The following is an 11,152-nucleotide window of genomic DNA, read 5'->3' as shown; positions in this document are numbered from 1 at the left end:
CTCACCGATGCTTTCCCTGCTGTATGCTTGTGATGACGGCGGCTGCTTCAAGCAGCGGCTCCTTGAAAGCTTCGAGCTTGAAGCGCGTCTCCGGCATGACCAGCGAAAGCGTGGCCAGGCATCTGTGGCGAATGTCGAAAATCGGGGCGGCGATGGCGATGACGCCGCTGCGGGTATAGCCGCTCGATATCGCATAGCCGTCGATGCGAACCGCGGCGAGCACCTCCTCGGAGGCGAAGGGTTCCCCGCTCGCCTTGAGGCGCGCCAGCGTCGCCTCGTCGGCGAAGGCGGCGAGCACGCGCCCCGAGGCTGAGCCTTCAAGCGATAGCGTCGTGCCGATCTTCTGCTCGGCGCGCAGGAGGCTTTCGGTGTCGACGCGCGAGACGATGCACGGCAAGCCGCGATCGAGGACGGCGAGAGACGCCGTCTCGCCCACCTTCCTGACGAGCTCTTCCAGAACGGGCTGCGTGCGCGTTCCGAGGTCGGCATGCTCCAGGGCCGACGCGGCAAGCCGACAGGCATGCATCGACAGGCGATATCGCATGTCTTCGTCCTGCTCGACCCAACCGGCCTCGATCAATGTGAGAAGCCGCTGGTAGGCCGTCGGACGGGAAAGGTTCATCGCCGAGGCGATCTCCGGGAGGCGCATGCCTCTCGGGCTCGAAGAAAGCACGTCGAGCACCGCCAGCGTCTTTATGACGGTGGAGAGCGGCCGCACGCCGCTTTGCTCTTGTATTCTATTAGAATATGACGTATGCATCTCGAATATAATTCTTCGCACGGCGCCACCTGTCAACGGGGGGTGTTTGACGCACGTCGCCCGTTCGCCGGCAATCAATCGCCATCTGCTTGGAATCGCTGGCAATAATTTTTTACGGAAGCGTGGAAAAATGCCGGCCACCAAGGCATGTTTTGGCCAAAATATTGACCTCGAACATATGCTCGTGGATTTCAACCGGCGCCAAAGCCAGGCTCGAGGCCGGGCGTTGCAGACGAATATCGAACTGCTGAAAACGCAAGGGCGTGGCGCGATTCAGGATTAGCGACGACTTCGGAAGACGACGCGGCCTGCGCGCCCAGTCGTATAGGTCAACGACGACACAACCGAAAATTGCTCAAGAATATGAGCGCTCAGCGGCATGGAAGCAGAGGGTGCCGGCGCTCGATCCCGCTCGGCTTGGCTCTCCAGAGCCAAATGGAAACCATTGCTTTTGGCAAGGCGGTGGCGCGTACCTGCGCCGTTAGGCGCCCAGCACCTTCAGCGTATCCTCGCGGGACGGCATCGGCGCCACCGCGCCATAGCCGCATGTCGAAAGCGCGGCGGCCACATTGGCGAAACGCGCCGCCTGGAACGGATCGCCGACGCGCAGATATTCGGCAAGAAAATTTCCGTCGAACGTGTCCCCCGCCCCCGTTGCGTCGACCGCATCGACTTTGATGCCTGGCACGCGGCGCCGTTCCTCGGGTGTCGCGACGAGGCAGCCTTCCTTGCCGAGCGTCAGCGCGACGATCCTGGCACCGAGCTCGAGATAATGATCGGCGATCGCATCGGGGTCATCGAGCCCGGTCAATTGATGCGCGTCCTCCAGCCCCGGCAGGGCGATGTCGGTCAGTCGCATCGCGGCCTCCGTCAGCGCCCGCGCCCGCTCCAGCGGCCACAGCTTCAGCCGCAGATTGGTGTCGAAGGAGACCCGCACGCCGGCCTCCCGTGCGACCGCAATCGCCTCCAGGACGGCATCGCTGGCCGAGGCGCTGATCGCCATGCTGATGCCCGAAGCGTGAAAGATCTTTGCCTTGGAAATGAGATCGCGGGGAAGATCGCGCGGGCCTACCCGGCTTGCCGCCGATCCCGCCCGCAAATAGGAGAAGACATGGCCGTCCGGCCCATGGGTCACGAAATAGATGCCGGTATGGGCCTGCGCATCGCGGATGACGCGCGACGCGTCGACGCCGTTTTCCGCCCAAAGCCGCATGATGCTGTCGCCGAACTCGTCCTGCCCGAGAGCGGTGAAATAGGAAACGGAAGCGCCCGCTCGCGCCGCGGCTATCGCGCAATTGGAGGTGTCGCCGCCATGACCGAAGAGATAGTGCCCGCCCGCGTCGACCTGGTTGAACTCGATCAAAGGTTCACCCATGCACAGGATTTGCGGATCGGACATATGTTTCGTTCCCCCGGGACTGAGATGCAGCTAATCGTCCGGACATCCTTTCAGATATCCGGAGCGATGTTTCAAGCGGGATCGTCGCCGTTCGCCGGTCTTTGCCGCGTGAACCTTCAGGATTTCAAGCCTTCGACGATACGCAGAAGGGCGAGCTGGCCGGGATCGACGAGGCCGATGCTCTTCTCGCCGAACATGCGCGCGCGGCCGAGCTTGTTGGGCTTGCCGCGGTATTCTTCGACGGTCGCGCCGGCGGCCCTGATCGCCGCGTCGATCATGCCTGCCGCCTCCAAACCTTCCAGAGCCCGGGCGATCGCATCCATGCCGTCGAGCACCGTCTTGTCGCCGAGCGCGCCCTTGCCGCGCTGGATCATCGCATCGCGGGCGGCCGTGACGAGAGCGGGAATATCGGCCGGATCGATCGCTTCCCTCCCCTTCGACTGTTTGGCCGCCGCCATGAAGCCGGTCGCGACGAGCGTTCCGTAGGAGGACGAGGACACACGCTGGAATGCCTTGGCGATCTCGAGCAGCGCGAGCCCGACATCGGCCGGCAGATCGGCGGCGGCGGCCTCGGCAAAACCCTTGGAGACGGTAATGCCGAGATCCCCGTCGCCCAGCGCGCCATCGGCGGAGCACAGTTCGTCGGTGGCACCGGCCGTGTGCCGGGCGATGCGTCCGAGCGCCGTGGCGATCGCCTTGCTGTCGATCATCGCCACCCTCCTCAAACGGTCCAGAAGGCGCAATGGGCGGGCGCCTTCAAGAGCCCCTCGAGCTCGTCGTCGAGCTTGATGAGAGTGATCGTCGCGCCCGTCATCTCCATCGAGGTCGCGTAGCGGCCCACGAGCGGCATGACGATCTCGACGCCGGCCGCATCGAGCCGCTTCTTCGCATGGCGGAAGAGGATGTAGAGCTCCTCGGCAGGCGTCGCGCCCAGCGAATTGACGAGGATCGAGACCTTGTCGCCCCTGGCCAGTGGCTGGTCGTCGAGCAGGCGCGTCATCATTTCGTCCGCGATCTCGTCGGCCGGCTTGATGGCGGCGCGCCAGATTCCCGGCTCGCCGTGGATGCCCATGCCCATCTCCATCTCGCCCTCGTCGATCTCGAAGGTCGGCTTGCCGGCCTGCGGAATGGTGCAGGGCGTGAGCGCCATGCCGATCGAACGGCAAGAATCGGCGGCCTTCTGCGCGACGCGCGTGACCTCGTCGAGGTCCGAGCCTGCCTCGGCCGCGGCACCGGCGATCTTGAAGGCATAGACCATGCCGGCGACACCCCTGCGCTTCTCCGCCTCTTCCTTCGCGGCGGAGACCACGTCGTCGGTGAGCAGCACGGTGGTGGTGCGGATGTCGTTCTCCATCTCGACCATCTCGCCGGCCATGTCGAAATTCATGACGTCGCCGCCGTAATTGCCGTAGAGGCGCAGCACGCCAGCCCCGCCGTCGGCAAGGCGGATCGCCTCGGCCATCTGCTCGGCCGACGGACTGGCGAAGACGTCACCGATCGCGCAGGCGTCCAGCAGCCCCTTTCCGACATAGCCGGTGAAGATCGGCAGGTGGCCGGAACCGCCCCCGGTGACGATGCCTACCTTGCCCGCGGTGGCGCCGCCGGCGCGCGCGATCACCCTGCGCACCGGCTGCGCATAGATTTCGGGATGGGCCACGACCATTCCCTCGAGCATCTCGTCCACGTAGTCGGCGGGATTGTTGAGTATCTTCTTCATGGATGCGTTTCCTCCGGAATGTCAGGCGCCGATCGGGCGCGAGATGCGCTCGCGGTGGCGGGCAAAACGGTCGATGAGGATGGGCAGGCCCGTGCCTACGACGATCAGGCAGCCTATCACGAATTTCTGCCAGTAGGACGGAACGCCCGCCATGAGCAGGGTGGTGTTGATCATGGTGATGACGAAGACGCCGAGCAGCGTTCCGACCACCGTGCCATGGCCGCCGGTAATGCGGGCGCCCCCCAGCACCACGGCGGCGATTACGTTGAGCTCCATGCCGACCAGGTCGAACGGATTGGCCATGCGCGACAGCGTCAGGTGCGTCATTCCGGCAAGGCCGGCGATTGCGCCGGCGATCACGTAGATAAGCACCTTCACGCGTCTGATGCGGATGCCGATGCGGGCGGCCGCTTCCTCCGAGCCGCCGATCGCATAGATCTTGCGGCCGAACATGGTGAAGTTCATCAGCACCGCAACGCCGATGGCGACGAAAAGCAGCACCAGGAAGGAATAGGGCAAGGAGACCATCTGCCCGACGGCGTTCTCCATGCGCACCAGCACGCTTCTCGCGAAGGTGATCACCTTGCGCGGGACGGCGGTGATGTATGTCGTGCCGAGAAAGGTAAGCAGCGCGCCGCGATATAGGCTGAGCGTGCCCAACGTCACGATGAGCGTGGGCAGGCCGAGACCGCCGATCAGGATGCCGTTGAGCAGGCCAAGTCCCGCCCCTATCGCCGCGCTTAGCAGGAAATAGCCGATGATCGGCATGTCGAAATCGATGCCGAGAATGATCTTCATCGTCGCATACATCGCGAACGCGCCGATCGCGGTGCAGGAGACGTCGATGCCGCCCGACGCGAGCACCATCATCACGCCAAGCGCGAAGATGCCGGTCACCAGCGAATTGCGCAGGAGATCGATCAGCGTTGCGGGCGTGAAGAACGCTGGATTGAGAAGGCTGAGCACCAGCGCGAACAGTAGCGCGGTCAGGAAGACGACGCCCTGCGGGGTTGCCAATATGCGCGAAACCGAACTCATGCGCGGTCCTCTTTGATCACTTCCTCGTAGAGTGTTTCCTCGTCGACGCTCCGCGCATCGAAACTGCCGGTGATGCGGCCGCGCACCATCACGAGGATTCGGTCGGAAAGCGCGATCGCCTCGCTGATATCGTCGGTCACCACCATCACGGCGGTTCCGGAACGACTGAGCGAGACGAGCAATTCGTGGATTTCGCGCTTGGAGCCGACGTCGACGCCGACGGTTGGCCCGTTGAGGATCATCAGCTTCGGCGAGCGCTCCATCCAGCGCGCCAGCACCACGCGCTGCTGGTTGCCGCCCGACAGCGTCGCAACCGCCGGCATGACGCCGGGCGTCTTGATGCGCAGGCGCTTGACCGCGGCGGCGGCGCGCTGCGTAAGACCTTTCGCGTTGATCGCGAAGCCGCGCGTATTCTTGTCCAGCGTTGAGACCACGATGTTGTCGCGGATCGGCTGACTGAGAAACAGCCCCTCCGTCAGACGGTCCTCCGGCACATAGGCGATGCCGGCATCCATCGCGTCGTTCTGGCCGCGGAAGGAAACCGGCCGGCCGGCCACTTCGAGCACGCCGGCATCGGGCGCAAGATAGCCGAACAGACTGAGCGCAAGCTCGGTGCGGCCGGAGCCCAAAAGGCCGACCACGGAGACGATCTCCCCCGGCCGCAATTCGAGATCGACGTCGGCATATTCGCCGCGCCTGCCGAGCCCCCTCGCGACAAGAAACGGCGTCTGCTCGGCCATGTCCTCGCGGGGCAGACGCTGGCTGTCGATGGAGCGACCGGTCATCGCCTCGACGAGGCGCGCGCTGTCGAATTCGCCGATAGGGCCTTCGACCACGACACGACCGTCGCGCAGCACGGTGATGGAATCGCAGACCGCGAAGACCTCCTCGATCTTGTGGCTGACGAACAGGAAGGCGACGCCGTCCTTCTTCAACGCGCCGACGATTTCCATGAGATGGGCGACCTCGCTGCGCGTCAGCGCGGTGGTCGGCTCATCCATCACGATCACGCGGGCATCATTGGCGAGCGCACGGGCGATCGCGACCAGTTGCTTTGAGGCGACCGGCAGCAGCTCGACCGGCATGTCCGGATCGATCTCCACCTGCATGCGCTTCAGCGTCTCGATGGCGCGGCCGCGCCGCGACAAACGTCGATGAACAAAGTCGCCGCGGTTCACGGCGGAAAGAAAACTGATGTTCTCCCATACCGTCAGGTTGGGGAAGAGGGAGAAGTCCTGGTAGATCACCGACAGGCCGGCATCGATGGCGGCGACGGGATCGGCGCCCAGCGTGCGCCCGGCGAACGACACCGAGCCCGCATCGGCCGTGACCACGCCCGAGAGGATCTTGATCAGCGTCGACTTGCCCGAGCCGTTCTCGCCCGCGAGGCAACGCACCTCGCCCCTGTCCAGCGTCAGGTCCACATTCTCCAGAACCCGCACCGGCCCATAGGCCTTGCGGATGGAGCGCATTTCGAGAACGCGCCCTTCATTGTCTTGTGATGTCGCCATCGTGACCACTCGTTGACCGAAGGAATGCCGCCGAGCGGTGAAGCCCGGCGGCGGACTTGGCGCGACTTCAGAAGTCGTACTCGTCCATGTTGTCCTTGGTCACGTCAACCCAGGCCTGGCCGTAGATCACCTTGCCGTCGAGCTTGACGGAGTTGTAGCCCTCGACGCCGAGATCCATGCCGTCGGTGACTTCCTTGCCCTCGATCGCCATGGCGGCGACCTTGTTCATGGCGATGCCGGCCTTGGCGGGATCCCAGAACGAGATCATCTTGATCTCGCCGGTTTCGAGATAGGGACCGGCCACCGAGACGAGGCTGGTGCCGACGATCGTGACCTTGCCGGTGAGCCCGGCTTCCTCGACGGCGAGCGCGGCGCCGACGACGTCCTCACCGGCCGAACCCTGGATGCCCTTCAGGTTCGGATAGGTGCGCAGCAGTTCCTTGGTCTTCTGGTAGGCGGTCTGCTGCTGCTCGTTGCTCTCGATCTTGCCCCCGACGAGCGTCATCTTCGGGTATTTTTCCTTCTGATAGGCAATCGCCGCGTCGACCCACTCATTGTGCGTCTTTGCCGTCAGATGGCCGACGAACACGGCGTATTCGCCCTCGCCGCCCATGTCCTGGGCGAGCGCTTCCATCAGATGCACGCCATAGGCGGCATTGTCGAAGGCCTCCACGTCGTAGGTCACGTTTTCGAGGCTCGACGCCTCGTGTCCGACGACCTTGATGCCTGCCTCGAGCGCCTTGGCAAGAACCGGCTCGAGTGCTTCCGGAGAATTCGGAACGACCGTGATCGCGTTGACATTGCGGGCGATCAGATCCTCGATCATCTGGACCTGAAGCGCGGCATCGGCCGAGGCCGGACCGACCTGCGTCGCGTTGTTGCCGGTCTCCTCGGCATATTCCGCGACGCCGGCCTCCATGCGGTTGAACCAGGCGATGCCGGACAGCTTCACCACGGTGACGATCTCGTGCTTGGCGTCCTGGGCAACCGCGGCGGCGCCGCCGAGAAGCGTAAAGCCCAACGCGACGCCGAGCGCCAATTTCTTGAAATCGAATTTCATGTCGTCCTCCTTGTTATTTATGCTCTGTTTTCTGGTCCCGTTTGCCACCATGGCTTCCAGCCGGACCATTTTCATGCATCTCGTGTCGAAAGACCCTTCATGAGATCCTGCGTGCGGGAATAGAGCTCCTTGAAGACCGGATAGCCGCGCCGATAGACCGCGGCACTTTCCGCGTCTGGCGCTATCTCGCGCTCCACCTCGTTCCACCGCATGATGTCGTCGCGCGCCGCGTCGCCGATCGCGAGCGCGGCCAGGAAAGCGTTGCCGTAGGCCGCGCCGATCGTGTTCGCGCAGACGTCCTGCTTCCACCCCGTCGTGTCGGAAATCGCCTGCGACCAGATCCTGTTCTTGGTGCCGCCGCCAACCGCGGCGATCCGTTTCAAGGGAGCGCCTGCTTCCTCGTAGGTCTCGATCACCGAGCGGACGCCGAGCGCGATGCCCTCGAGGAGCGCGCGGTAAATGTCGGATCGGCTGTGGGTGAGGTCGAGGCCGAAGACCACGCCCCGGGCCGCCGGGTCGTGGATCGGCGTGCGCTCGCCCGAGAAATAGGGAAGGACGACCAGCCCGTTGGCGCCGGGTGGCGAGTTTTCGGCCTCCGCCGCCAAGGTGGCCAGCGCCGTTTCGGGATCGAGCTCGCGCGCGAACTGCTCCTGGAACCAGCGTGTCAGCGTGCCGCTGGTCGACGTGCCCGACATGCAGGCGTGCTGGCCCTCGAACAACCAGGGCGCGTACCAGAGGCGGGGATCCTCGATACGGCGGTCGGCCACCAGGATGATGAACATGGTGGAGCCGTACATCATCATCATTTCGCCGGCGTCCTTCACGCCGACGCTGACGGCTTCCGCCGCGGCGTCGATCGTGCCGGCCGTGACCGGCGTGCCGACTGCGAGCCCGGTCTGCCGCGCCGCTTCCGGCGTTACCGCGCCGGCGATCTCCGTGGTCCACAAAAGCTCAGGCAGCCGGTCCGGCGCGATGATGCGCTCGGCATAACGATCGCTCCAGCCCTGGGCGCGGATGTCATAGAGCGGGTTGAAGGAGCCCGCCGAATAATGGTCGATCACGAAGCGGCCGGTCAGCCGATGGATGAGAAAGGAAGAGGAGTTGAGCACGCAGCGCGTGCGCGCGAAAATCTCCGGCCGGTTCTTCTTCAGCCACAGAATTTTCGGCCCGACGGACTGCGACGTCAGCGCATTGCCGCCACTTGCCAGCAGTTCGTCGAGCCCGACCTCGGCCGTCAGTTCCGCTATTTCCTCGCTGGCACGCGTGTCGACCCCGTAAAGCACGGCGTTCATGAGCGGCGCACCGTTGCCATCCACCGGCAGCATGCAGGGGCCGATGCCGCTCACCGCCACGCTTTTGATGGCGGAGGGGTCGTACCTGGAAGTCGCGATCAGCTCGTTGCTGATCTCGCAGAATTCTCCCCACCAGTTTTTCTCGGCATCGTGTTCGGCCCAGCCCGGCTGCGGAACCAGCATGCGGTGCGCCCTGCGCGCGGTCGCAATCACCCGACCGTCTGCGTCGGCGAGGACGCCCTTCGATTCAAACGTGCCGATATCGATGCCGAGATAGGCTTTCATCAGGTGTAGAGATCCCTGTCGAGGCTGAACTTGGCATCGATGCGGCGGAGCGCGCCGACGAGCAGGCGGGTGAGGCTTTCAAGGTCGCGCAGGTCGCACATTTCCAGAGCCGTGTGGGTGTAACGGCAGGGAAAGCACAGATCGATGCAGGCGACGCCCTGCTCCACGAGCTGGACATAGGAGGAATCCGTGAGCGCGCCGGTATGCGCCGTGCGCTGCAGCGGGATGTTCTCCTCGCGCGCGGTGTCGGAAAAGAGCTTCGGCAGCGCCGGATGCGGAATGGTGCCGTTCAGCGTGCCTCGGCCGTGGAACGAATAGAGGCTCATGGCTGGCCCGCCGCCAAGCGCGACCTCGCCGCGATGGGCCATGTCCGGCGTGTCGGAGTTGAGCGCCAGGTCGAGCTGAATGGCGATGTCCGGCTTGATCGATTGCGCCGCCACCATCGCTCCGCGCAGGTTGAACTCCTCCAGCACCGCGAAGACGAAATGGATCGTCGGACGCGGACCCTCGCCCGCCATCTGTCGGGCGACTTCCATGACCACCGCGCAGCCGGCGCGGTCGTCCACCGAGGTGCCCATGATGCGGTTGTCGTTGAGCTTGATGAAGCGCGGGTCGTAGACGACGGCGGTGCCGATCTCGATGCCGAGCGTCCGCACGTCCTCCGCGCTTTCGGCGCCCACGTCGATGAAGAGCTCCGCATAGGGCGTGACCTTGTACTTCTCCTCCGCCGGCGTGGCGTGATGGCTCTTGTTGGCGACGACGCCTTGGACGTCCCTGCCCTCGCCGACGCAGAACAGCACCGCCTGAGCGGGCAGCGCCTTCTCGGGAATGCCGCCCAGCCGCTCGATGCGAATGAGCCCGTTCTGCTCGACCTTGCGCACGACGAAGCCAAGCTGGTCGGTATGCGCGAAGAGCATGACGGACGGAGCTCCCGCATCACCCTCCAGCGTCGCGATCAGATTGCCCAGCGTGTCGGTCCGCATCTTCAGGGGAAGGTCGGAAAGATCGCGGGCGATGAGGCGGCGCACCCTGTCCTCATGGCCGGAAAGCCCCGGCGTCAGCATGAGCGATTGCAGGATGGTACCAAGTCTTCCCTTCATGGGGTCGAAGCCTTTCTACGAAACAATGTGCCGAAGCTGAACGATCCCGTCAGCGCGCGAACCGACATCACGAGCACGAGCAGCCCGCCGAAGAAGAGATCGCGTGTGAAAGCGCTGAAGGCGAGAATGTTGAGCCCGCTCGAGATGAACTGCAGGCAGACGACCGCCATGACGACGCCGCTGACCGTGCCGAAGCCGCCCGCCGGGTTCACCCCGCCGAGAATATTGATGAGGATGACGAGCAGCAGGTAGGAGCTGCCGTAGTCGGCATTGGCGGAATTGACGCGTGCTAGCACCACCAGCCCGGCAATCGCCGCGATCAGGCCGGCAAGCGCGTAGACGCGCACGATGAGCCGTTTTTCCCTTATGCCGGCAAAGCGCGCGGCGACCTGGTTGGAGCCGTAAAGCCGGGCATGAATCCCCATCCCCGTGCGGCGCAGGATGAAGGCGAGCAGCAGCGCCACCACCGTGAAGATCGCCAGCGGCAGCGGAACATAGCCCCCGATCGACCAGGAACCATAGGCGGTGTACCAGGAAGGAAGTCCGGTGATCGCCGGCCCTTGGGTGATGATGATGCCGATGCCGCCGAAGAGCTGCATCGTGCCGAGTGTGGCGAGGATCGGCGGCAGCCGCAGATAGGCGACGAGGAAGCCGTTGAAGGCTCCGCAGGCGAGGCCGACGGCGAGCGCCGCCGGCACTGCCAGCCAGGCGACCTCCGGCCCGGCGCGCAGGATGACGGCGGCGATGATCGAGGCGAGGTTCGCCACCGAGACCACCGACAGGTCGATGCCGCCGGTGATCATCGTCGGCAGGACCGCGAGCGCCAGCAACCCGAATTCGGGAAACTGGAAGCCCATGGAACGCAGATTGTTGAAAGACAGGAAGCTCGGGCTTGCCAGGGCGATCGCCGTGAAAACGGCGATCGTCAGAACCGCAAGACTTTGCAGATAGGCCTTTGTCGTATCCTGTCGTGCGTCCATCGCGTACCTC

At 64.4% G+C, this 11,152-nt stretch carries 11 protein-coding genes; 1 reads left to right on the top strand and 10 read right to left on the bottom strand.

Annotated elements, in window-relative coordinates; all coding sequences use genetic code 11:
- Nucleotide 1: 1 nt before the first annotated feature.
- Nucleotides 2–718, bottom strand: coding sequence for an IclR family transcriptional regulator (locus XW59_RS22465; RefSeq protein ID WP_246666174.1), 717 nt, complete (start codon nucleotides 716–718; stop codon nucleotides 2–4).
- Between the two features lie 88 nt (nucleotides 719–806).
- Here XW59_RS22465 and XW59_RS22460 point away from each other — a divergent pair, with 88 nt between their 5' ends.
- The gene (locus tag XW59_RS22460) at nucleotides 807–1,043 is read left to right on the top strand and encodes a hypothetical protein (RefSeq protein WP_136068439.1); all 237 of its coding nucleotides are present in this window, start codon (nucleotides 807–809) and stop codon (nucleotides 1,041–1,043) included.
- A gap of 198 nt (nucleotides 1,044–1,241) precedes the next feature.
- On the opposite strand, the gene XW59_RS22455 is transcribed toward XW59_RS22460, so the two are convergent.
- From XW59_RS22455 to XW59_RS22415, 9 genes are all read right to left on the bottom strand, one after another.
- A complete protein-coding gene (locus tag XW59_RS22455) occupies nucleotides 1,242–2,159 on the bottom strand; it encodes a sugar kinase (protein WP_047147927.1) in 918 nt (305 codons plus the stop codon).
- Between the two features lie 116 nt (nucleotides 2,160–2,275).
- Entirely contained in the window at nucleotides 2,276–2,869 is a 594-nt protein-coding gene (locus XW59_RS22450; RefSeq protein WP_047147928.1) for a dihydroxyacetone kinase subunit L, read from the bottom strand.
- An 11-nt stretch (nucleotides 2,870–2,880) separates the two neighbouring features.
- Nucleotides 2,881–3,876 carry a dihydroxyacetone kinase subunit DhaK gene (locus XW59_RS22445; RefSeq protein ID WP_047147929.1) on the bottom strand — a complete coding sequence of 332 codons (996 nt, stop codon included), beginning with the start codon at nucleotides 3,874–3,876 and terminating at the stop codon, nucleotides 2,881–2,883.
- A 21-nt stretch (nucleotides 3,877–3,897) separates the two neighbouring features.
- Nucleotides 3,898–4,914 (bottom strand): ABC transporter permease, encoded by a 1,017-nt coding sequence (locus tag XW59_RS22440; protein ID WP_047147930.1) that lies wholly within the window; start codon nucleotides 4,912–4,914, stop codon nucleotides 3,898–3,900.
- The gene (locus tag XW59_RS22435; protein WP_047147931.1) at nucleotides 4,911–6,425 is read right to left on the bottom strand and encodes a sugar ABC transporter ATP-binding protein; all 1,515 of its coding nucleotides are present in this window, start codon (nucleotides 6,423–6,425) and stop codon (nucleotides 4,911–4,913) included. Before XW59_RS22435 ends, XW59_RS22440 begins: the two co-directional genes overlap by 4 nt.
- A gap of 67 nt (nucleotides 6,426–6,492) precedes the next feature.
- Nucleotides 6,493–7,485, bottom strand: a complete 993-nt coding sequence (locus tag XW59_RS22430) for an autoinducer 2 ABC transporter substrate-binding protein (RefSeq protein WP_047148052.1) — start codon at nucleotides 7,483–7,485, stop codon at nucleotides 6,493–6,495.
- Nucleotides 7,486–7,556: 71 nt separating this feature from the next.
- On the bottom strand, nucleotides 7,557–9,062 hold the full coding sequence (locus tag XW59_RS22425) for an FGGY-family carbohydrate kinase (protein WP_047147932.1): 1,506 nt from the start codon (nucleotides 9,060–9,062) through the stop codon (nucleotides 7,557–7,559).
- Complete coding sequence (locus tag XW59_RS22420; RefSeq protein ID WP_047147933.1) at nucleotides 9,062–10,162, bottom strand: M42 family metallopeptidase; 1,101 nt, start codon at nucleotides 10,160–10,162, stop codon at nucleotides 9,062–9,064. Before XW59_RS22420 ends, XW59_RS22425 begins: the two co-directional genes overlap by 1 nt.
- Nucleotides 10,159–11,142, bottom strand: coding sequence for an ABC transporter permease (locus XW59_RS22415; RefSeq protein WP_047147934.1), 984 nt, complete (start codon nucleotides 11,140–11,142; stop codon nucleotides 10,159–10,161). The genes XW59_RS22420 and XW59_RS22415 overlap by 4 nt, the downstream gene beginning before the upstream one ends.
- Nucleotides 11,143–11,152: the final 10 nt, after the last annotated feature.

Source organism: Aquamicrobium sp. LC103 (assembly GCF_001014615.2).
Lineage (GTDB): Bacteria > Pseudomonadota > Alphaproteobacteria > Rhizobiales > Rhizobiaceae > LBCQ02.
This window is presented reverse-complemented; position numbering and strand designations above follow the sequence as displayed.

Bases quoted from the DNA above. Each gene is read 5' to 3' on its own strand.
- XW59_RS22455 (WP_047147927.1), bottom strand. From the start codon at position 2,159: ATGTCCGATCCGCAAATCCTGTGCATGGGTGAACCTTTGATCGAGTTC.
- XW59_RS22450 (WP_047147928.1), bottom strand. From the start codon at position 2,869: ATGATCGACAGCAAGGCGATCGCCACGGCGCTCGGACGCATCGCCCGG.
- XW59_RS22445 (WP_047147929.1), bottom strand. From the start codon at position 3,876: ATGAAGAAGATACTCAACAATCCCGCCGACTACGTGGACGAGATGCTC.
- XW59_RS22440 (WP_047147930.1), bottom strand. From the start codon at position 4,914: ATGAGTTCGGTTTCGCGCATATTGGCAACCCCGCAGGGCGTCGTCTTC.
- XW59_RS22435 (WP_047147931.1), bottom strand. From the start codon at position 6,425: ATGGCGACATCACAAGACAATGAAGGGCGCGTTCTCGAAATGCGCTCC.
- XW59_RS22430 (WP_047148052.1), bottom strand. From the start codon at position 7,485: ATGAAATTCGATTTCAAGAAATTGGCGCTCGGCGTCGCGTTGGGCTTT.
- XW59_RS22425 (WP_047147932.1), bottom strand. From the start codon at position 9,062: ATGAAAGCCTATCTCGGCATCGATATCGGCACGTTTGAATCGAAGGGC.
- XW59_RS22420 (WP_047147933.1), bottom strand. From the start codon at position 10,162: ATGAAGGGAAGACTTGGTACCATCCTGCAATCGCTCATGCTGACGCCG.
- XW59_RS22415 (WP_047147934.1), bottom strand. From the start codon at position 11,142: ATGGACGCACGACAGGATACGACAAAGGCCTATCTGCAAAGTCTTGCG.